Source organism: Streptomyces sp. NPDC034037 (genome assembly GCF_055575715.1).
Genome location: NZ_JBVISC010000004.1, coordinates 339,639 through 361,497 on the forward strand (window position 1 = coordinate 339,639; position 21,859 = coordinate 361,497).

The 21,859-nt window shown below is 73.1% G+C and carries 15 protein-coding genes; 7 read left to right on the top strand and 8 right to left on the bottom strand.

What is annotated here, in order from left to right; genetic code table 11:
- Positions 1–3: 3 nt before the first annotated feature.
- Complete coding sequence (locus ACZ516_RS16775) at positions 4–420, bottom strand: ankyrin repeat domain-containing protein (RefSeq protein ID WP_469010769.1); 417 nt, start codon at positions 418–420, stop codon at positions 4–6.
- Between the two features lie 89 nt (positions 421–509).
- On the opposite strand from ACZ516_RS16775, the gene ACZ516_RS16780 reads away from it, so the two are divergent.
- Both ACZ516_RS16780 and ACZ516_RS16785 read left to right on the top strand, forming a co-directional pair.
- Positions 510–1,373 carry a TIGR03619 family F420-dependent LLM class oxidoreductase gene (locus ACZ516_RS16780; RefSeq protein WP_469010771.1) on the top strand — a complete coding sequence of 288 codons (864 nt, stop codon included), beginning with the start codon at positions 510–512 and terminating at the stop codon, positions 1,371–1,373.
- Positions 1,374–1,436: 63 nt separating this feature from the next.
- Positions 1,437–4,058 carry a bifunctional FO biosynthesis protein CofGH gene (locus ACZ516_RS16785; protein WP_361078045.1) on the top strand — a complete coding sequence of 874 codons (2,622 nt, stop codon included), beginning with the start codon at positions 1,437–1,439 and terminating at the stop codon, positions 4,056–4,058.
- A 62-nt stretch (positions 4,059–4,120) separates the two neighbouring features.
- Here ACZ516_RS16785 and ACZ516_RS16790 read toward each other — a convergent pair whose 3' ends face one another.
- Both ACZ516_RS16790 and ACZ516_RS16795 read right to left on the bottom strand, forming a co-directional pair.
- A complete protein-coding gene (locus ACZ516_RS16790) occupies positions 4,121–5,533 on the bottom strand; it encodes an FG-GAP and VCBS repeat-containing protein (RefSeq protein ID WP_361078042.1) in 1,413 nt (470 codons plus the stop codon).
- 92 nt (positions 5,534–5,625) lie between these two features.
- A complete protein-coding gene (locus ACZ516_RS16795; RefSeq protein ID WP_469010773.1) occupies positions 5,626–7,056 on the bottom strand; it encodes an FG-GAP-like repeat-containing protein in 1,431 nt (476 codons plus the stop codon).
- Between the two features lie 193 nt (positions 7,057–7,249).
- Between ACZ516_RS16795 and ACZ516_RS16800 the strand changes: the two genes are divergently transcribed.
- Both ACZ516_RS16800 and ACZ516_RS16805 read left to right on the top strand, forming a co-directional pair.
- Positions 7,250–9,667 (top strand): tetratricopeptide repeat protein, encoded by a 2,418-nt coding sequence (locus ACZ516_RS16800; RefSeq protein WP_469010774.1) that lies wholly within the window; start codon positions 7,250–7,252, stop codon positions 9,665–9,667.
- Between the two features lie 166 nt (positions 9,668–9,833).
- Positions 9,834–10,952, top strand: a complete 1,119-nt coding sequence (locus tag ACZ516_RS16805) for an ADP-ribosylglycohydrolase family protein (RefSeq protein ID WP_469010775.1) — start codon at positions 9,834–9,836, stop codon at positions 10,950–10,952.
- Here ACZ516_RS16805 and ACZ516_RS16810 read toward each other — a convergent pair.
- Positions 10,937–12,496, bottom strand: coding sequence for a sodium:solute symporter family protein (locus tag ACZ516_RS16810; RefSeq protein WP_469010777.1), 1,560 nt, complete (start codon positions 12,494–12,496; stop codon positions 10,937–10,939). The genes ACZ516_RS16805 and ACZ516_RS16810 overlap by 16 nt on opposite strands.
- A gap of 207 nt (positions 12,497–12,703) precedes the next feature.
- Positions 12,704–13,501, bottom strand: a complete 798-nt coding sequence (locus ACZ516_RS16815) for an SDR family oxidoreductase (RefSeq protein WP_469010778.1) — start codon at positions 13,499–13,501, stop codon at positions 12,704–12,706.
- Positions 13,502–13,591: 90 nt separating this feature from the next.
- Here ACZ516_RS16815 and ACZ516_RS16820 point away from each other — a divergent pair, with 90 nt between their 5' ends.
- Positions 13,592–14,431, top strand: coding sequence for a hypothetical protein (locus ACZ516_RS16820; RefSeq protein ID WP_469010780.1), 840 nt, complete (start codon positions 13,592–13,594; stop codon positions 14,429–14,431).
- 158 nt (positions 14,432–14,589) lie between these two features.
- On the opposite strand, the gene ACZ516_RS16825 is transcribed toward ACZ516_RS16820, so the two are convergent.
- From ACZ516_RS16825 to ACZ516_RS16835, 3 genes are all read right to left on the bottom strand, one after another.
- Positions 14,590–14,799: a DUF397 domain-containing protein gene (locus ACZ516_RS16825; protein WP_358588453.1), complete on the bottom strand. Its 210-nt coding sequence runs from the start codon at positions 14,797–14,799 to the stop codon at positions 14,590–14,592.
- A gap of 224 nt (positions 14,800–15,023) precedes the next feature.
- Positions 15,024–15,881 (bottom strand): helix-turn-helix domain-containing protein, encoded by an 858-nt coding sequence (locus ACZ516_RS16830; RefSeq protein WP_358588455.1) that lies wholly within the window; start codon positions 15,879–15,881, stop codon positions 15,024–15,026.
- 386 nt (positions 15,882–16,267) lie between these two features.
- Positions 16,268–17,029, bottom strand: coding sequence for a GOLPH3/VPS74 family protein (locus ACZ516_RS16835; RefSeq protein WP_358588457.1), 762 nt, complete (start codon positions 17,027–17,029; stop codon positions 16,268–16,270).
- A gap of 427 nt (positions 17,030–17,456) precedes the next feature.
- Between ACZ516_RS16835 and ACZ516_RS16840 the strand changes: the two genes are divergently transcribed.
- Together ACZ516_RS16840 and ACZ516_RS16845 are read left to right on the top strand one after the other, a co-directional pair.
- Positions 17,457–19,787, top strand: coding sequence for a D-alanyl-D-alanine carboxypeptidase (locus ACZ516_RS16840; RefSeq protein WP_469010781.1), 2,331 nt, complete (start codon positions 17,457–17,459; stop codon positions 19,785–19,787).
- A 204-nt stretch (positions 19,788–19,991) separates the two neighbouring features.
- Positions 19,992–21,851 (top strand): MFS transporter, encoded by a 1,860-nt coding sequence (locus ACZ516_RS16845; protein ID WP_358700736.1) that lies wholly within the window; start codon positions 19,992–19,994, stop codon positions 21,849–21,851.
- Positions 21,852–21,859: the final 8 nt, after the last annotated feature.

Genomic DNA, 21,859 nt, shown 5'->3' on the forward strand with positions numbered 1-21,859 from the left:
CCGTCACCCGGTGGCGCCCGCTGCCAGCAGCAGTGCCTCCGTCTCCGGGTGCGGGCCGAGCCGGGCCCAGTGCAGCGGGGTGTGGCCCGTGCGGTGGTCCTCGCGGAGGGCGGGGTCGGCGCCGTGGGCGAGGAGTTCGCGTACGGCGTCGGCGTGGCCCCAGCAGGCGGCGCCGCACAGCGGGGTGCCCTCGCCGCCGTGGCCGCTCTCGGCGTCGGGTTCCGCGCCCGCCCGCAGCAGCAGCCGCACGGCTTCCGCGGCGCCGTGCACCGAGGCCGCGTACAGCGGCAGCGTGCCCTCGGCGTTCGGCAGGCGCGGGTCGACCCCGGTGCGCAGGAGGGCGGCCACGGCTCCGGTGTCGCCGAGCAGCGCGGCGTACACCAGGCGGTGGGTCAGCTTCTTCTGGCGGCGTCGGTTCACCGGCGCCACGGTAATGAGGGCGCGGCCATGGACCAACCGGCTTTCCGGGGATAGGAAGTGCCGAGGAAGCACCGACCCCGGAGAGACCCGTGCGCATCTCCGCGACGCTGTACATGACCGACGCCACCATCGGCCCGGCGCGCCTGGCCCGGGAAGTGGAGGGCCGCGGATTCCACGGCCTGTACCTCCCCGAGCACACCCACCTCCCCGTCCCCCGCGAAACCCCCTATCCGGGCGGCGAGCTGCCGCCCGAGTGCGCCCGCATGCTCAGCCCCTTCCTCGCCCTCGCCCAGGCCGCCGCCGTCACCCGGCGGCTCACGCTCGGCACGAACATCGCCCTGGTCGCCCAGCACGACCCCATCGACCTCGCCAAGCAGGTGGCGACCCTCGACCACCTCTGCGCGGGCCGCCTCACCCTCGGCATCGGCTACGGCTGGAACCGCGAGGAGGCCGAGGACCACGGGGTCCAGTGGCCGAGGCGGCGGGCCGTCGTACGCGACCGCATGGCGCTCATGCGGGCGCTCTGGGCGGACCAGCCGACCGAGTACGAGGGCGAGTTCGGCTCCGTGCGACCCAGCGAGGCCCACCCCAAGCCCCGCCGGGCACCCCGCAAACGGCCGGGGAAGGGGCCGCTGTACGGGCCGCGCACCCTCATCGGCGGCGCGGCGGGCCCCGGGCTCTTCGCGCACATCGCGGAGTACGCCGACGGCTGGATGCCCGTCGGCGGCTCCGGGCTGCGCCAGGCGCTGCCCGTCCTGCGCGCGGTGTGGGCGGACGCGGGACGCGAGCCGGACGACCTGTACGTGGCGCTGACCGGCGTCGCCCCCGACGCGGGCAAGCTCGCGCACTGGGCCGAGCTGGGGGTGGACGAGGTGATCGTGCAGCTGCCCGCGGCCGGCGAGGCGGAGGTGCGCGCGGCACTCGACGCGGCGCGGCGCCACGTGCGTCCGTGACGGCCCTGGGGTGATCGGAAGTATCTGCACAGGTCAGGTGTTCTCGCTCGTATGCTCGGAGACATGACCAACAGCGCGCAGCCCGACGAGGCCGACCGACCCACCGCGAACGCCATGCGCCGCGCGCTCAGGCGGGCCAGGGACGGCGTCGCCCTGGACGTGGGGGAGGCCGCCGTCCTGCTCCAGGCGCGCGGCGCGGATCTGGACGACCTGACGGCGTCCGCGGCGCGGGTACGGGACGCGGGCCTCGCGGCGGCCGGCCGGCCCGGCGTCATCACGTACTCGAAGAGCGTGTTCATCCCGCTCACGCGGCTGTGCCGCGACAAGTGCCACTACTGCACCTTCGTGACGGTGCCCGGCAAGCTGCGGCGCGAGGGCCACGGCATGTTCATGTCCCCCGACGAGGTCCTCGACATCGCGCGGCGCGGCGCCGAACTGGGCTGCAAGGAGGCCCTGATCACCCTCGGGGACAAGCCGGAGGACCGCTGGCCCGAGGCCCGCGAGTGGCTGGAGGCCGAGGGGTACGACGACACCCTCGCCTACGTCCGCGCCATCTCCATCCGCATCCTGGAGGAGACGGGCCTGCTCCCGCACCTCAACCCGGGCGTCCTGACCTGGACGGACTTCCAGCGGCTCAAGCCGGTCGCGCCCAGCATGGGCATGATGCTGGAGACCACCTCCGAGCGGCTGTGGAGCGAGCCGGGGCAGCCGCACTTCGGCTCGCCCGACAAGGAGCCGGCCGTCCGGCTGCGCGTCCTGGAGGACGCCGGGCGCTCGTCGGTGCCGTTCACGAGCGGACTGCTCATCGGGATCGGCGAGACGTACGAGGAGCGTGCCGAGTCGCTGTTCGCGCTGCGCCGCGTGGCCCGCTCGTACCACGGCGTCCAGGAGCTGATCATCCAGAACTTCCGCGCCAAGCCGGACACGGCGATGCGCGGCATGCCCGACGCCGAGATCGACGACCTGGTCGCCACCATCGCCGTCGCCCGGCACATCATGGGCCCGGCCGGCAACATCCAGGCCCCGCCGAACCTCATCGCGGGCGAGTACGAGCGGCTGATCGCCGCCGGCATCGACGACTGGGGCGGTGTCTCGCCGGTCACCATCGACCACGTCAACCCCGAGAAGCCCTGGCCCCGCATCGAGGAGCTGACGGAGCGGTCCGCGGCGGCGGGCTTCACCCTCGCCGAACGGCTCTGCGTCTACCCGGAGTTCGTCCTGCGCGGCGAGCCCTGGCTGGACCCGCGCCTGCTGCCGCACCTGCGGGCCCTCGCCGACCCCGACACGGGCCTGGCCCGCCCGGACGCCACCGTCGAGGGCCGGCCCTGGCAGGAGCCCGACGAGGGGTACGTCGCCGCCTCCGGCCGCACCGACCTGCACCGCACCATCGACACCACCGGCCGCACCACCGACCGGCGCGACGACTTCGACGAGGTGTACGGCGACTGGGGGGCGCTGCGCGAGCAAGTAGCTGACGCCAGGCAGCGGGAAGGCGTCCCGTCCCGCATCGACGGCGACGTGCGCGCCGCCCTCGCCACGGCCGCCGACGACCCGACCCGGCTCACCGACGACGAGGCGCTGGCGCTGCTGCACGCCGACGGGCCCGCGCTGGACGCCCTGTGCGCCGTCGCGGACGACATCCGCAAGACGGTCAACGGCGACGACGTCACGTACATCGTCACCCGCAACATCAACTTCACCAACGTCTGCTACACCGGCTGCCGCTTCTGCGCCTTCGCCCAGCGCAGGACGGACGCCGACGCCTACACCCTCTCCCTGGACCAGGTCGCCGACCGGGCCGCCCAGGCCTGGGACGTCGGGGCCGTCGAGGTGTGCATGCAGGGCGGCATCCACCCCGACCTGCCGGGCACCGCCTACTTCGACATCGCGCGCGCCGTGAAGGAGCGCGTACCGGGCATGCATGTGCACGCCTTCTCGCCGATGGAGGTCGTCAACGGCGCGACCCGCACCGGCCTGTCGATACGGGAGTGGCTCACCGCCGCCAAGGAGGCGGGCCTGGACTCCATCCCGGGCACGGCCGCCGAGATCCTGGACGACGAGGTGCGCTGGATCCTCACCAAGGGCAAGCTGCCGACGGCCACCTGGATCGAGGTCATCGAGACCGCGCACGAGCTGGGCATCCGCTCCTCGTCCACCATGATGTACGGCCACGTGGACCAGCCGCGCCACTGGCTCGGCCACTTCCGCACGCTGGCCGCCGTCCAGCAGCGGGCGCTGGCCAAGAACGTCGCCGGCTTCACGGAGTTCGTGACGCTGCCCTTCATCCACACGAACGCGCCCGTCTACCTGGCCGGCATCGCCCGGCCGGGCCCGACCACCCGCGACAACCGCGCCGTCACGGCCATGGCGCGGATCCTGCTGCACCCGCACATCCCCAACATCCAGACCAGCTGGGTGAAGCTCGGCCAGGAGGGCGCCGCCGAGATGCTCAGGTCCGGCGCGAACGACCTCGGCGGCACGCTGATGGAGGAGACCATCTCGCGGATGGCGGGCTCCAGCTACGGCTCGTACCGCTCCGTCGAGGACCTGACGGCCATCGCGGAGGCGGCCGGGCGGCCCGCGAAGCCGCGTACGACGCTCTACGGCGAGGTCCCCGAGGAGCGCCGGCGTGCCGCGCAGGCCTCCGACGGGCACCTGCCGGAGCTGCTGCCCCTGGTGGACTGACGTCCCGCCGGGCGGCACGCGGAGGGCTTCCGCGCGCCGCCCGGGATTTCCTGGCCGGCCGACTAGCGGGTCAGGAAGCCGCCGAACTCCACGCGGTTCTCCGGCAGGCCCACCGTCTTCGGGCCGAACGACGTGATGCCGGTGACCGTCAGGCCGCCCGCCGCGCCGCGCAGGTGCCACACGGCGCCCGAGTCGGCGTAGGTGCCGTCCTCCAGCTGGGCGCTCACCGTCAGGTCGGCCTTGCCGTCCTTGTTGGTGTCGGACAGCAGGACCTGGCCGCCGAACCTGTCGTTCTTCTCGGAGGCGCCGGGGACCCCGGTGGTGGACTGCTGGAAGGCCTGGGCGCCCGTGCCGGTCAGACCGGTGCGGGAGCCCTTGAGCAGCACGGTGCTGCCGGCGTCCTTGACGGACTCGATGTCCTCGCCGGGGACGCCGACGGCCACGTCCGCGTAGCCGTCGCCGTTGACGTCGCCCGCGCTGATGGCGGCGCCGAACTCGTCGCCGTCCTCACCGACGCCGGGCACGCCCGCCGTGTCCTGCGTGATCTTCGCCGTGCGGGTCGACGAAGGACCGTCCGCCGTGCCGTACTTGATGAGGATCGTGCCCTTCTGGTACGGCATGTCCTCGAAGTTGCCGCCGATGTCGCGGACGATCAGGTCGCCGTAGCCGTCCTTGTCGACGTCCGCGATGGCGCCGCCGACGGAGGCCGCGAGCGGCTTCGGGGTGGTGTTCACGCCGTCCTTGCCGCCGGCCCAGAACTTGCTGCCGTACGCCATCTCCTCGAACCCGTGGTTGGTGACGATGTCGTCGGCGCCGTCGCCCGTGACGTCGCCCGTGACGAAGCCGCCGGGGCCGAAGGTCCGGCTCGTGGCGACCGCCTGGGTGCTCGCCGCCTTGCCGTCCCGCGTGAAGGGGCCGTAGGAGATGAGCATGCCCTGGTCGTCGTTGTCCGGGTCGTCGCTGCTCGGGAAGTCGACCGTGACCAGGTCGCGCTTGCCGTCGCCGTTGAAGTCGCCCGCGGTGACGTGCCCGCCGTTCCAGGGCAGCTCGGCGCTGCCCTGGCCGGACAGGCCCGAGGCCGAGCCCCACAGGACGACGGCCTTGCCGTCGTAGCCGTTGACGACGAGGTCGGTGTACTGGTCGCCGTCGAGGTCGGCGGCGGCCGTCTCCTGCCCGAACCGCCCGCCGTTCTGCGGCTCGCCGGGCACGCCGGGAGTGGCGCGGCCGAACGTCTTGGCGTGCGCGGTGTCGGGGCCGGACGCCGAGCCGAGGACGACCGTCACCTTGCCGGGCGTCGTGCCCTCGTAGCCGCCGACGGAGGAGATCGCGAGGTCGGCGTACCCGTCGTGGTTGAAGTCGACGAGCGGCGTGCGGGGCGCCGTCGGGGCGGCCGAAGCGGCGCCCGCGGAGGCGACGAGCACGAGGGGCGTGACGAGCGTGGTCACCGCGAGAGCGGCCGTGAGGGAGCGTCGCATGGGTTCTCCAAAAGGAAGGACAAGAGGACAGACAAAAGGACAGAAAGGACGGGAGGGGTACGGGGAGAGGGAGGCGGGAGAGGGGCGGCGGGTCAGCCGGCGAGGGTGTGGCCCCACTTGGCGTCCTTCTCGGGCGCGCCGAGCTTGACCGGGCTGAGCGTGCCCGCGCCGGTCGTGGTCAGGCCGCTCGCGGAGCCGTAGAGGTTCCACAGGGCGCCCGAGTCGGTGTACGTGCCGTCCTCGCCGGGAGCCGTGGCGGTCAGATCGGCCTTGCCGTCCTTGTTCAGGTCGGTGAGGGACACCCGGCGGCCGAAGTCGTCGCCCGTCTCGGAGACCCCGGGGACCCCGGCGGTGCTCTGGTTGTAGGCGACGGCGCCCTTGCCCGTCATGCCGCCAGCGGCCTTGGACGCGCCCTTGAGCAGGACGACCGCGCCGGTGCCGGTGGCCGCGTCGAGGCTCTCGCCAGGGACGCCGACGGCGACCTCCGCCCTGCCGTCACCGTTCACGTCACCGGCGCTGAGGGAGGCGCCGAAGGCGTCGTTCTCCTCGCTCGCCCCCGGGACGCCCGCCGTGTCCTGGGTGATGACCTTCTTGCGGGCGTCGGTGGGGCCGGTGGAGCCGCCGTACTGGATGGTGATGCTGCCCGGGTGGCTGTCGATGACCTCGGTGACGGAGCCGATGTCGCGGGTGATCAGGTCGCCGTAGCCGTCGCCGTCGACATCGCCGACGGTGCCGCTGTAGGCCGTGCCGAGCGCCTTGGAGGTGTGGCTGACGCCGGTCCTGGACCCCTTCCAGAAGCGGGCCTCGTGCTGCATCTCCTCAAAACCGTGCGTGGTGACGATGTCGTCCACGCCGTCGCCCGTCAGGTCGCCGGTGATGAAGGAGCGGATGCCCGTCGGGCCGTCGCTCGTGGTGAAGCTGTCCTGCGTACGCGTCTTGCCGTCCCGGGTGAAGGGGCCGTACTGGATCGTCATCCCGGAGACGTCCGGGTCGTCGCTCGGTTCGGCGTTCACGACCAGGTCGCGCTTGCCGTCGCCGTTGAAGTCGCCCAGGGCGAACTCGGAGTACTGGTAGGGCAGGAGCGTGTTCTGGCCGGTCAGGCCGTCCTTGGAGCCCCACAGCACGGTGGCCTTGTTGCCGTTGTCGTCACCGCCGGCCACGAGCAGGTCGGTGTAGGAGTCGCCGTCCAGGTCGCCGGGGATCGACTGGTAGCCGAAGGCGTACGTGCCCGTGGGCTCGCCGGGCACGCCCGGCGTGGAGCGGTCGATGATCTGGTGGCGCGCCGTGCCGGGCCCCGAGGCGGTGCCGTACACGACGGAGACGTAGCCCGCCTTCTCGACGCCGTCGACCGTGCCGGAGGGCGCCGTGACCGCGAGGTCGGGGTACCCGTCGTGGTTGAAGTCGGTGACCGGCGTGCGGGGCGGCACGGGCGCGGCCGACGCCTGGCCGGCGGCGGCGACGACGGCGAGGGGGGTCGCGAGCGCGGCGACGGCGATCGCGGTGATGAGGGTGCGGCGGGGCACTGAGCCTCCTGTGGAAAACGTCTGTGACACAACGGGAGACGGGCCTCCCGGAGCGAAGGTTGTACACCACAGGAACTCCGTTACGAGATGCGGACGTTCCATCGAGTACGGCGGCCGTTCACCTCGCGGCCCGCCCGGATGCGGGACACTGGCCGCTGGTCGGGGCGGCCGAAGCGGCCGGGGGAGGGGCACGATGGCGCGGGCGAGAGTGTCGATGCAGGAGCTGATCCGGCGCAGGCGCCGGGCCGCCTTCGTGGGCAGGGGCGAGGAACTGCGTCTGTTCCGGGAGAACTTCGACGTGCCGGTGGACGACGACCGCCACCGGTTCCTGTTCCACGTGCACGGCCCGGCGGGCGTCGGCAAGACCTCGCTCGTGCGGGAGCTGGCCCAGCTGGCGAGGGACCGGGGCGCCCTCGTCGCCCACGTCGACGAGGGCGCGGCCGGCATCCCCGAGGCCATCACCGACATGGCGGACCAATTCGCCCAGCAGGGGCGGACGTTGAAGGCGCTGGAGCGGGCGCTGGCCGCCCATCGGCAGCGCAGCCACGAGGCCGTCGCGGCCGCCCTGCGCGAGCCCGGCCCCGACGGGCCCTCCACCGGCAGCGCGGTGGCGGCCCGGGCCGGCGTGGTGGGCCTCGGCATGGTGCCGGTGGTGGGCGGCTTCGCCGGGGTCCTCGACGCGGACCGCCTCGCGCGCGGCGCGGACCGGCTGCGCTCGCGCCTGCGCGGCCAGGAGGACGCGCCGCCCGCCCTCGAACCGGAGCGCCTCCTCACCCCCGTGCTCCTGGCCGAGCTGGCCGAGGCCGCCGTCGCCGTGCCCTGGGTGGTCCTCTTCTTCGACACGTACGAGCGCACGGCGCCGTTCCTCGACCGCTGGCTGCACGCCGTGATGACCAGCGAGCGCTACGGCGAACTGGCCGCCAACGTCGTCGTGGTGACCGCGGGCCAGCGCCCCCTCGACCCCGCCCGCTGGGAGGGCGCCGCCCACTTCGCGGCCGAACTGCCGCTGCGGCCCTTCACCGAGGCCGAGGCGCGCGCCCTGCTCGCCGCCAAGGGCCTCACCGACGAACCGGTGGTCGCGGAGGTGCTGCGGCTGTCCGGCCGCCTGCCCGTGCTCGTCTCCACCCTCGCCGAGAGCGGCCCCGCCGGCCCCTCCGACGTGGGCGACCCCAGCGCCACCGCGGTGGAACGCTTCCTCGAGGGCGAGCCGGACCCCGCCCGCCGCACGGCGGCCCTGGCCTGCGCGCTGCCCCGGCGCCTGGACGAGGAGGTCGTGGGCGCCGCCACCGGCGAGGGCGGCGAGGGCCCGGCGGAGCTGTACGCCTGGCTGCGCGCCATGCCGTTCGTACGGACCGACCGCGGGGGCGAGAGCCGCTACCACGGCGTCGTGCGCGCCCCGATGCTGCGCCTGCGCCGGGGCCTGACCCCTGAGCAGTGGGCCGCGGGGCACACCCGCCTCGCCCAGCTTTACGGGCGGCGGCGCGCCGCCCTGGAGGAGGCGGAGGGGAGCCCGCCGCGGCCGGACGACGCCTGGTCGCGGCCCGCCTGGCGGGCGGCGCGCGTCGAGGAGCAGTACCACCGGCTGTGCGCCCGCCCGCGCGAGGCGCTGCCCGCCGTCCTGCGCGACGGCGTCGGCGCGTGCCGCGTGGACACGGCCGTGGCCCGCGAGTGGGCGCGGGCCGTGCAGGACGCGGCCGAGGACACCGACGCGCGGCAGCTGCGGGCCTGGGCCGACGACTGCGGGGCGGCGCTCGCCGACGAGGCGCAGGGCGCGCTGCGGGTGCTGGAACTGCTCCTGGGCCGCGCCGGGCTCGACGACGCGGGCAGGGCGGCCGCGCACAACGCGCGCGGCCTGCGGCTCTTCCTCCTCGGCCGGCCGCGCGAGGCACTCGGCGACCACGAGCGCGCCATCGCCCTGGACCCCGCCGACCCCTGGGGCCACCACGACCTGGCGATCACCCGCCGGGCCCTCGGGGAGTACGAGCGGGCGCTGGAACACCTCGCGCACGCCGCGGAGCTGGTGCCCGACGCGGCGTGGGTGGCCCAGCAGCGCGGCGAGACCTACCGGCGCATGGGCCGCCCGGCCGAGGCCCTGCCCTGGCTGGAGCGCGCGCACGAGCTGGACCCGGCGGAGCCGGTGACGCTGGGCAGCCTCGGCCAGGCCAAGTGCGCGCTCGGCCGCTTCCGCGAGGCCCTGGACGACCTGGACCGGGCGATCGCCCTGCGGCCGGAGTACGCCTGGGCGCTGGGCCGCCGGGCCCGGGTCCGCCACCACCTGGGCGATGTGCCGGGCGCCCTCGCCGACCTGGACCGGGCCGAGCGGCTCGCCCCGGACGTCGCGGGCACCCTGGGCGAGCGGGGCAATGTGCTGCGCTCGGCGGGCCGCCACGAGGAGGCCGTCGTCGAGTTCGACCGCGCGCTGTCCCTGGACCCCGGCTACGCGTGGGCGTGCGGCTCCAGGGCCCTGTCCCTGGAGGCCCTCGGCCACGTCACCGAGGCCCTGGCCTCCCTGGACGAGGCGCTGCGGATCGACCCCGGGTACGCGTGGGCACGGGAGCAGCGGGAGCGGATGCGCGCCGGTGACGCAGGCGCGTCCGTGTCCGGCGGATGAAGGCCCGGCACACGGTGTCGGCAGGCCCTGCGAAGCTCCCGTGAACGTCGTCCAAATGCGACCTCAGGGGCGTCTTGCCGCATACCCCTTGCGCGCTGAACCGATCGTTCCCGTTCGATTACAGTGCTGCGCAGACGCAACCGGTCGAGGCGTGTGGGGAGGTCCGGTGGGCACAGCGGCAGCCACCGGTGTCTGGGGCCGCGCCGAGCAGCAGGACTTCCGCAGCCGGGTGCGGGGCGCGCTCCTCGGGGCCGCCGTGGGCGACGCCTTCGGGGCGCCCGTCGACGCCCTCCCCCTGGCGGCGATACGGGCGGCGCACGGCTCCGACGGTCTGACCGAGCCCGTCCCGGCGTACGGCAGGCGGGGCGCGGTCACCGCCGCCACCCAGCTCACCCTCTTCACCGTGGACGGGCTCATCCGCGCCCAGGTCCGGCGCGACACCGGCGCCTGGCATCCGCCGACCGACCTGCACCGCGCCTACCGCCGCTGGCTCGCCACCCAGAGCGACTGGGGGCCCGACGAGCGGCGCGAGGAGGACGGCTGGCTGGCCCGCGAGGAGTGGCTGTACCAGCGGCGCGATCCTCCCCGGGCGTGCCTCCTCGGCCTCGGCAACGTGATCATGGGCACGCTGGAGACCCCCAAGAACCCCGACGCGCGGGGCCCCGAGGCCGCCGTCAGATCCGCGCCCCTCGGCCTCCTCGTCGGCTGGGAGCCGCAGCTCGTGCTGCAACTCGCCGTCGAGGGCGCCGTGCAGACCCACGGCCACCCCACCGCCTATCTGGCGGCCGGCGCGCACGCCCTCGTCGTGCACGGCCTCGCCCGCGGCGAGTCCCTGGACGGCGCGCTCCAGCGGGCCCTCGCCCTGCTCGCCGCCCGCCCCGGCCACCAGCCCGTCACGGACGCCCTGCGGCACGCGCTGGGCGCCGTGCGCCAGAGCCTGCCGACGGCCGCGCGGGTGGGCGAGCTGCTCGCGGACGGCACCGCCGAAGGGGTCCTCGCCGCCGCCGTGTACTGCGCGCTGGTCGGCGAGGACGTCCGGCACGGGGTGCGGCTCGCCGTCAACCACGACGGGGCGTCGGCCGCTGCGGGCGCGCTGTGCGGGGCGCTGCTGGGCGCGCTGCACGGGGAGACGGCGCTGCCGCCGGGCTGGCTCACCGAGCTGGAGGGCCGGCCCACCATCCTGGAGCTGGCCGACGACTTCGCGATGGAGATGACCCAGGGCCCGGCCCTGCACGGCCCCGCCGCCTCCGCGCCGGGCTGGCTCGCCCGCTATCCGCGCGCCTGAGGCGACTTCGCCGGGAGCGCCTTGGCCCCGGCGGCTCCCGTGGGGCCGTCGTCGTCGGTGTTGACGCGTTCGATGAGCGCGTCCCGCTCCGGGGTGTCCTCGGGCTTCAGTCTGCCGACGAGGACGTAGAGGACGAGGGAGACGGCCAGCGGGATCGACACCTGGTACTGGAGGGCGACACCGCCCTCGACGGCGGCGTTCACCGGGTAGTTGACCAGGTAGAAGGCGAACAGTCCGGCGCCCCAGCTGGTCAGCGCGGCCGTCGGCCCGCAGGTGCGGAAGGCGCGCAGCAGGCCCAGCATCATCGGGATCGCGATGGGCCCCATCAGCCCGGCGACCCACTTGATGACGACGGTGATGATGTCCTTGAACGCCGGGGAGTTGACCTGCGTGGCGACCGCCATGGACAGGCCCAGGAAGGCCACCGTGGTCAGCCGGGCGGCGAGCAGCCCCGCCCGCTCCGACCAGCCCCTCGCCCGCGCGGAGAGCACCGGCGCCACGTCCCGGGTGAAGACGGCGGCGATCGCGTTGGCGTCGGAGGAGCACATGGCCATGGTGTGCGAGAAGAAGCCGACGATGACCAGGCCCAGCAGGCCGTGCGGCAGCAGCTGTTCGGTCATCAGGGCGTACGCGTCCGAGCCGTCGGGCTTCTTGGCGTCGACCAGGAGCGGTGACATCCACATGGGGAAGAACAGGACGAGGGGCCAGACGAGCCAGAGGATCGCGGAGAGCATCGCGGAGCGCGCGGCCTCCTTGGCGTTGGCGGTCGCCATGTAGCGCTGCGCCTGGTTGAGCATGCCGCCGTTGTACTCGAAGAGCTTGATGAAGAGGAACGCCAGCAGGAAGACCGTGCCGTACGGGCCGACCAGCGGTTTGCCGTGCCCGGCCAGCTCCGGTTCGTCCCAGACCCCGAGGAAGCCGCCGTGCGGGCCGAGTTCGGCGACGACGGCCACGAACATCGCGACGCCGGCGAACAGCTGGATGACGAACTGGCCCAGCTCGGTGAGCGCGTCCGCCCACAGGCCGCCGATGGTGCAGTAGATCGCCGTGATGACGCCGGTGACGAGGATGCCCTGGTTCAGCGACGCCCCGGTGAACACCGAGAGCAGCGTCGCGATGGCGGCCCACTTGGCGCCCACGTCCACGATCTTCAGCAGCATCCCCGACCAGGCGAGCGCCTGCTGGGTCCGCAGGTCGTAGCGGTTCTTCAGGTATTCGAGCGGCGAGGCGACGCGCAGGCGGGAGCGGAGCCGGTTGATGCGGGGGGCGAAGAGCCGGGCGCCGATGGCGATGCCGAGCGCGATGGGGAAGGACCAGGTGACGAAGGACGTGACGCCGTAGGTGTACGCGATGCCCGCGTACCCGGTGAACATCACCGCGCTGTAGCCGGACATGTGGTGCGAGATGCCGGAGAGCCACCAGGGCATCTTCCCGCCGGCCGTGAAGAAGTCGCTGACGTTGTCGACGCGCTTGTGGGACCACACGCCGATCGCGACCATCACGCCGAAGTAGCCGATGAGCACGGCCCAGTCGAGACTGTTCATGTGGCCCTCCAGGGGTCCGCCTGGTGAACTGCGCTGAATGGCTCGCACTTCGCCACACGAGGCCGTGGGGGCCGTGGACGGCCCGGAAGTGCGTGCTCATCGTGGGTTCGGGCACACGTCGGCGACAACGGGGGGTAAGGTCAAGAGCAGGCAAATTCGTTCGGAAAGCTGATCCGGGTTCACATATCTGACTGGAGGTGAACCCGCCTACCGCATCAGCTCCCCCGCGTTGACCAGCAGCGACTGCCCGGTGATGGCACGGGCCCGCTCGGACGCGAGGAAGACGACCGCGTCCGCGACGTCCGCGTCCGTGGCCAAGTCGGGCAGGGCCATGCGCGAGGTGAGCCGCCCCAGCACCTCCGCCTCCGGCACCCCCTCGGACCCCGCCGTGAACCGGACGTACGCCTCCACCGGCGGCCCCCACATCCATCCCGGCAGCACGGTGTTGACCCGGACGCGGTGCGGCCCCAGCTCCCGCGCGAGGGAGTACATCGCGGAGGTCAGCGCCCCCTTCGATGCCGCGTACGCCATCTGCCGCACCTCCGAGGGCGCTGCCACCGCCGACTGCGTGCCGATCAGGACCACCGCACCGCCCCGCCGCTCCTTGAGCGCGGGCAGGCACGCGCGCGTCATGCGCAGGGTGCCGAGCAGATTGACGTCCAGCACCCCGCGCCACGTCTCGAAGTCCGCGTCCTCCAGGCCCCCGAAGTGACTGTCCCAGGCGGCGACATGGACGACCGCGTCGATCCCCCCGAACCGCTCACACGCCAGCGCGGCGAGCGCCCGGCACCGGCCCTCGTCGGTGACGTCCGTCGCCAGGTGGGCGGTGCGCGCGCCACCGGGGTCGATCTCGGCGGCCGTCCTGACGAGGTTCGCCTCCGTGCGCGCGCCGAGCACGGCGTTGCCCCCCTCGCGCACGACGGCCGCCGCGACCTGGTGGCCGAGTCCCGCGCCGACGCCCGAGACGACGACGGTCTTTCCCGCGAGGAGCGACGACGGCGCCATGGGATGCCTCCCGGCTCTGGCAGTTTGTCTGACGGGGCGTCAGAGTATGGGCGTCCACCGGAGGAAGGAAGAGAGAGGCAGGGCAGAGCCGTGGCGCGAGAGACCCGCAGCGACCCGTACGCCGAGCTGGCCGCCGTCGGCCCCTACGGCGTGCACCCCGGGCACGCCCTGATCACCATGGTCGAGCCGCATCCGGGGCACGAGCGCGCGTACAACCGCTGGTACGAGGACGACCACTACTACGCGGGCGCGATGGCCATGCCCTGGATGTACGCGGGGCGCCGCTGGGTGGCCACGCGCGACCTCCGGCTCCTGCGCTGTCCGGCCCGCTCCGCCGTGGCCGAGCCGGTCACCGCCGGCTGCTACCTCTCCACGTACTGGATCACCGAGGGGCGCTACGCCGACCACATGAAGTGGACGGTCGGCATCAACAAGCGGCTGAACCGCGACGGCCGCGTCCACCAGGAACGCACCCACGTCTTCACCGCCTTCCAGGACCACGAGGCGACCGTCTACCGCGACGGCGCGGTGGGCCCGCGCGACTTCCACGCGCTCGACCACCCCTACCAGGGCCTGGTCCTCGAGGTCATCGACGCCGAAGCCCCGGACCGCAGGTCCGCGTTGCTGGAGTGGTTGTGCTCCCGGCACCTGCCGGGCGCGCTCGCCGGATCGCCGGCCGCGATGGTGACGCTCTTCCGGCCGACCCCGCTGCCCGGGGACCGGATGACGTACGTGAAGCAGGTCGAGGCGGTGGACACCCGGCTGACACTCCTGTGGTTCCTCCAGGACGACCCCCGGGCGTGCTGGGAGGCGCACTTCACCGGGCGGGACACCGCCGTCGCCGCGTCGGGCCTCGGCCGGGTGGAACTGGTCGCGCCCTTCATTCCGACGGTGCCGGGCACGGACCTGTACGTCGACCTGCTGCGCTGAGCGGCTGCGCTGAGCCGGGCGGCGCCGCTGGGCGCATGGCCGAGCCCCCTCGGCCGGGACGGCGGGCCAGTCGAGAGGGCTCATACGGTGGTGCCTATGCGGTTGTGGTGCTGCGGTTGTTCTTCCGGGGGCCGGTCGGTCCGGCCGGTGCCGCAGTCTCACGCGAGCCCGGCAGCCCCCCGGCTCACCTCGGTGACGAACGCGTTCCACGAGTCGGCGGGGAAGGCGAGGACGGGGCCTTCGGTCACCTTGGAGTCACGCACCGCGATGCCGGTCGCCTGCGGCGACTTGACCTCGACGCACGCGCCGTTGCCGGTGGAGTACGAGGACTTGACCCACATGTGCGAAACGCCCTGCTGGATTGCCATGGTCTCTCCGTTTTGCCCAGTCGTTGAGTTGCTGTCGCCGCGTCGCCGCGGTGGATGCCAACGCTTGTGCTCGATGGCGTGATGGACGCTACTCGCCAACTTCGGCGCATGAAGGGAGCGTTCACTCGACCGGATGGCATATACCAGGGGGGTCTTCCGCCGCGGCGAGGCAAGGGTGTACCGTGCGCCGATTTACCCGGTGGGGCGGTGTCCGGGCTGCTCGGTCAGCGGCCGTAGCCCTGCGCGATCTCCTCGATGAGGCGGCGGGACTGGTCCACGTTCAGCGCCTGGGCGCGCAGGTGCTCGTACATCACGCTGTACTGCTGGACGTCGTTCGCCTTCTCCAGGTAGAGGTCGCTGGTGACGCCCTCGATGTAGACCACGCTGGAATCGGCGGCGTCGGGGAACTCCAGGATGGCGTACTGCCCGTTGAGCCCGGGGTGGGCGCCCAGCTCGAAGGGGATCACCTGGACCGTCACGTGCGGCAGCCGGGACTGCTCCAGGAGGTGCTCCAGCTGGTCGCGCATCAGCTGCGGCGAGCCGACCACGCGGCGCAGCGCCGACTCGTCGAGGACGGTCCACAGGCGCAGTGGGTTCTCCGGCGCCGCGATGCGCTCCTGGCGGCGCATGCGCACCTGGACCCGCTTCTCGATGTCGGTCGTCGTGGTCTCCGGGAGCGCGCCGGTGATGAGCGCCTCGGCGTAGGCGCGGGTCTGGAGCAGGCCGGGGACGACCTGCGGGTCGTACACGCGCAAGGAGGCGGCATCCGTCTCGAGCCCGATGTACACGCTGTACGGGATGTCGCCGAAGGAGTGCCACCAGCCCTGCTGGCGCGAGTCCTTGGCCATCTGCATCAGGGAGTCGACGATGCGGTGGTCCTCGACCTCGTAGACACCGCAGAGGTCGCGCACGTCGCGCTGGCTGATCGAGCGGCGGCCGTTCTCCAGGCGGCTGATCTTCGACTGCGAGACGAGCAGGCGCTCGGCGACCTCCTCGGCCGTCATGCCCTTCAACTCGCGGAGCCGGCGCAGCTCCTGGCCCAGACGACGTCGTCTGACGGTGGGATTGACATTGGACGCCACGGGACGCGCACCTCCGGCTTGCCTGCCACGACTTTGCGTATCTACTGCTCAGCAGAGTGCCACCAACGTGCGGGGCACCGCTGGGAAACAGCGGATGTGCGAACGTGCGGGCGGACCAAGGCGGGCGCGGGCCGGCCCCTGGGCGCCGCGGGGCGCGGCGCAGGGTGTGCGGCCGCGCGGGGCGGTGGTCCCGGGGTGTCGTCGTCCGGACGGTCCGGTACCCCTCCCCGCGCGGCCCAGCGGCTCCCGAACCGGGCCCGGGGGACTGCGGCGCGGCGCTGGTAATGGTGCGGTGGTGCTGAGCGGTCACGTACTGCTGAGCGGTTGCCCGCCGGTGACGCGGTGCGTCGGCGGTGGTGCGGTGCGGTGCTGTGCGGTGCCGTGCCTCAGTGGGCCACGGCGCGTGCCATGGATCCGCGGCGCGGCTGCATCGGGATGCCGTCCGCGTCCGCCACCGCCCTGGCCGGCTGCCGGCCGCCGGGACCCGTGGGGCCCGCCGGTGCGGCGCTGCGGCGCGGCTGGGCCGCCACGCCGTTCTGGACGTCCATCACGGCGTGCGCCACGAGGCCGCCCATGGGGTCGTGCCTGATCAGGTCCCGGAGGCGGGAGCGCGATGAACGCCCCTCGTTCCCGGGGTACAGATGCTTGCCGAGACCGACCGCGTGGGCCAGCGCGGCGAGCGCCGCGGTCCGCGGGTCCGGCGGTACGCCGGTGCGGATCGCCGAGTCCAGCCGGGCCCTGATGTCCCGGCTGATCGCCGTGTCCGTCGCCTGGTAGCGAGTCGTCGGCAGTACTCCGCACATCTGGCCCGCCACGGCATGCACCATGCCGCACCGCTCCAGATGCGAGAGGTAAATCTGGCGCAGCCCCAGCCGGGGCCCGCCGATCCAGTGGACCGCCCGAACCGGACTGCCGCGTCTGCGCAGCAGCTCCAGTGCGGAGTCCAGAGTCGGATCTCCGGTCGGCCGTGGCATCACCACGGCGATACGATCCCCGTCTGGGGCTATCCGTCCGGCCAGCGCCAGCTCCACTAGCTGTGCTCCGGCCAGACCGAGGTCGAGCGACTGCGGCTGCGCCGTGGTACCCGTGGCCGGGTCCAAAGCGAGCAGCAGAAGCTCCTCCGGAATTGTTCTGCGGCTCCTGCCCATCCATGCCTCCCCGCGTGGATGAGTGACAGGGTGACCCCTCTCACATTGGTCTGTCGAGAGCGCGTGGGCGGGATGTACGGGAACCAGTAGGTATGTCGTTCTCGTCTACCACGGGGGTTTAAGCCCTCACACAGGACACTGGTACACGGTTCGGACAGTGGGTCCGGCCCGGATTTGGCGCAGGTACGAGGAGGCATCGGTGGCGGGCGAGACCCCCGACAGGTCGAAGCAGCGGAAGTCGTCGGGGAACCCGACTGCGGCGGACCCTTCAGCGCCGGCATCGGATGAACGGGACCCGCGGCTAGCGATCACCCGTGAGATCCCCGCGGCGCGGGCGGATGCCGGGGAGACCTCCGAGGCTTCGGAGACGTCGGACGCTTCGGAGCCCTCGCAGGCGGCTGCTTCCGGCGGCGGGGCGAACGGTGACGTGCGGCTGCGGAAGGCGGTGGCGGCGTGGGTCGCCACGTCGGACGAGGACGAGGACGCGGACGCCGCGGGCGCCGGGAGCGGTGACGGTCCCGCCGACCCCGGGGCGGAGTCCTCCTCCGCGCAGGGCGACTCCGACGAGGACACCGCCTCCGCCGAGGGCGACGCGGCCAAGGCCGCAGAGGCCGGCGGTGCCGCCAAGGTCGCCGCGTCGGCCAAGTCGGCCGCCGAGGACACCACTTCGGGCAAGGGCGACGCGGCCAGGCCCGGCACCGGTGAGGCCGCCGCCTCGGCCGAGTCGGGCGGCGAGGAGTCCGGCTCGGGCAAGGGTGACCGCGCCCCGGGCAAGTCCGGCGCTGCTGCTAAGGCTGTCGCCTCGGCCGATTCAGGTCGCGAGGAGACCGGCTCGGGCAAGGGGGACGCCGTCTCGGCCGCTTCCGGTGCCGCCAAGGCCCCCGCGTGGGCCAGGTCCGACCGCGCGGAGGGCGACGACGCCTCGGCCGCGTCCGACGCCGACAAGGCCGCTGAAGCCGGCGACGCCGCCAAGGCCGCCGCCTCGGCAAAGGCGGCCGCTGAGGGCAGCACCTCGGGCAAGGGCGACACCGGGGACGAGGCCGAGGAGGCCGAGGGCGCCGGTTCCACCGGTGTGGATCAGGCCACCGCCGTCTTCCGGGCGCCGACCGTCAAGCCCGAGGTGGATCAGCCGACCACCATGCTCAAGCTGGGCGGCGACGCACCCGCCAAGGGCGCCGCGAAGAGCCCGGCGAAGGACAGCGCGAAGGCCAGTGCAAAGGGCGACGCAAAGGACATCGCAAAGGGCACTGCAAAGGACTCCGCGCAGGACTCCGCCGAGGCCGGCCCGACCGCCGAGCGGGACGCCGAGCGCACCAGCAAGTTCGTCGCGCTGAAGCCGCTCGACGAGCGGTCCGCCAAGCCCGCCGCCGCCGCGTCGAAGGCCGACGCCCCCGCCGCCGAGGCCGACGCCTCCCAGGCGCCCCCGCCCGTGGAGCGTACGACCCAGCAGCCGGTGCCGCCCAAGCCGCCGCTCGACCTGCTCGCCGAGCTGACCAACACCCCGCCGCCGCCGGAGACCCCGACGCGCACCGCGGTGCGCCGGCTCAAGATCTGGACGCCGCTGGTCCTGCTCCTGGTGGTCGTCTTCGCGGTCGTACAGGCCGTGCGTCCGCTGCCGGCGCCCACCCTGGACCTCACCGCCCAGCAGAGCGTGACCTTCGAGGGCGGCAAGCCGTCCGTGCCGTGGCCGGCCGAGGGGCAGGCCGCGATGGACGTCAACGGCATCGGCACGTTCGGCACGTCCGGCGAGCAGAAGCCGGTGCCGATCGCGAGCATCGCCAAGGTCATGACGGTCTACCTCATCCTGCGCGACCACCCGCTGAAGAAGGGCGAGGACGGCCCGAAGATCCCCGTCGACGCCGCCGCGCAGAAGCACTACGAGACCGGCAAGGCGGAGCAGGAGTCCGTCGTCAAGGTCACCGAGGGCCAGAAGATCTCCGAGTACGAGGCGCTCCAGGCGGTCATGCTGCCGTCGGCGAACAACGTCGCCAAGCTGCTCGCCCGCTGGGACACCAAGAGCCACTCCGAGGACGAGTTCGTCGCGAAGATGAACAAGACCGCCAAGGAGCTGGGGATGAAGAACACCCGGTACACGGACCCCAGCGGCCTGGACAAGACGACCGTCTCCACCGCCGAGGACCTCGTGAAGCTCGGCCGCGCCGCGATGGAGAACCCGGTCTTCAACGAGATCTCCCGCCAGCCCAGCTACAAGGACCTCAACGGCGACAAGCAGAACAACTTCTTCGGCCTGGTCCCGACCGTCGCCATCGGCATCAAGACCGGCACCACCACCGCCGCCGGCGGCAACATCCTCTTCGCCGCGGAGAAGAAGGTGGGCGGCGAGACGCAGACGATCATCGGCGCGGCCCTCGGCCAGTTCGGCAAGGACGGCGTCGCCAACATCGACGCGGTCACCGGCGTGACGCGCAAGCTCATCGAGGCCGGGCAGGAGGCGCTCACCGCCAAGACCATCGTCAAGAAGGGCGACGTCGTCGGCCGGGTGGACGACGGCCTCGGCGGCACGACACCGGTCGTGGCCAGTGAGAACGTCTCCGCGGTGGGCTGGTCGGGCCTGACGGTGAAGCTGCGGCTCGAACAGCTGAAGGGCAAGGCGGTCCCGCACACGGCGAAGGCCGGCACCAAGGTCGGCGTGCTGAGCGTCGGCGACGGCAAGGGCGAGGCCGTCGAGGTGCCCGTCGCCCTCCAGAAGGACCTCGCCGAGCCGGGCCTCGGCGCCAAGCTGAAGCGCGTCGGCTGACGCGGGCGGCCGCGCCCGGCGAGGGCGCGGCCGAAACCCGCCGAGCACGCGCGGGGGAGCGGCCCACGGGGGGCTGCCCCCCGCGCGTGCGTGCTAGCGTCACAAGCTCGGGGGGCAGTACGCCGGGGCTGAGATCGGGGTGTTCCGGGACGGACGCCCGTCGGCCCGCCCCGGGGGGACAGGACGACACGGGGAGAGCCTTCAGTGGCCACAGCGGAGCCGACGCGCGCCGACGAAGACACCGAGCCGGACGGCGGCGAGGGCGTGAGCCCCGGCGCCGCTCCGCGAATACCGCTTTCCTCCTCGCCCGGCCGGCCCCAGGCGCCGACCGCCGCCTCCTCGTGGCACACGCGCCTGGCGCGCCACCCGGTCGCCGTCGTGACGGTGCTCGCCGCGGTGCTGCACGTCGTGTGGGTGTTCGCGTTCGCGAACAGCGGCGGTGACCTCGCGGCGCAGGACGCCTGGGCCGAGTTCGTCGGGCGGCACCCCGACTCGGCGTACAACCTCGCCTGGTACGGCGGCATGCACCCGGTGTCGTACAGCGTCATCTCGCCGTACCTGATGTCGGTGCTCGGTGTGCGCACCACGATGATGATCGCGGGCACGCTCTCCGCCACGCTGCTCACGCTGATCCTGGTCCGCAGCCGGGCGGTGAAGCAGCCGCTGTGGCCCGCCCTCGCGGGGCTCTTCGCGCTGTTCTGCAACGCCGTGTCGGGCCGCGTGACCTACGGCCTCGGTCAGATGTTCGCCCTGATGGCGGTGGCCGCCGTGTTCTGCTGGCCGCACCGCTGGCGCTACAAGCGGTGGGCGAAGGCGCTGGTCGCGGCGCCGTTCGCCGCGCTCGCCACGATGGGCAGCCCGGTGGCCGGCCTGTTCGTCGGGCTCGTCGCCGTGGCGCTCTTCCTCAGCAAGCGCTACCCGGGCGCGTACGCCCTCGGGGTCGCGCCCGCCGTGGTCGTCGGGCTCTCCGCCTGGCTCTTCCCCTTCTCCGGCACGCAGCCGATGTCGTTCTGGTCGGCGTCGCTGCCGCTGCTGTTCGCGGGGCTCGTCTACTTCCTCGTACCGAAGCAGTGGAAGACCGTGCGGATCACGACGGCCGTGTACGCGGCTTTCGTGCTCGGGGTGTGGATCATCAGCTCGCAGATCGGCTCCAACATCACCCGGCTCGCGATGTCCTTCGCCGGCGTCGTGCTGATCGCCGCGCTGCCGTACACCGTGCCGAAGTCCCGCAAGTGGTACGCGGTCGTCCTGGCCTTCGTCGGCTTCACCGGTTGGGTCGGGTTCAAGGCCGGCGACGACGTGGTGCACACCCGGCCGGTGCTGTCCTGGACCCGTGACCTGGCGACCCCGCTGATCAAGGAGTTGCAGGAGCACGGCGCCGAGCGGGGCCGCGTCGAGGTCGTGCCCGCGCGCAGCCACCGCGAGGCGTCCGCGTTCGCCCCCTACTTCCAGCTCGCCCGTGGCTGGAACCGGCAGGCGGACATGGAGCGCAACCCCATCTTCTACGACGACACCCTGAACTCCGCGAACTACCACGACTGGCTCAAGCGCTGGGCCGTGCACTACGTCGTGCTCCCCAAGGGCGAGCCCGACGGGGACGGCGGCAAGCGCGAGACGCAGCTCATCTCGGACGGCCTGCCCTACCTGAAGCAGGTGTGGGGCAACTCCGACTGGCGGCTCTACAAGGTCACCGACCCCACGCCGCTCGCCGAGCCGAACGCCGTCGTGCAGCGCGCCGAGCAGGGCGAGATGACGCTGCGCGTGAAGAAGCCGGGGCGTGTGCTGATCCGCGTGCCGTACTCGCCGTGGGTGAGCGTGGTCGACACCCGGGGCAAGGGCCTGGAGCCGCCCCGGGAGACCGCTCAGTCGCAGCGGCGGCGCGCGGACGACGAGTCGGCCCCCAGGGAGTACGACAACGTCAACGGCTGCCTGCTGGAGGCCGAGGAGGACCACAACGGCGACAAGTGGATCGAGCTGTTCGCCCCGAAGGCCGGCACCTACCGGCTCGGCTCGCCCTACCAGCTGCCCCGCGGCACGCCCTGCCCGGAGGAGTTCCGGCGCTGACGCCCCCG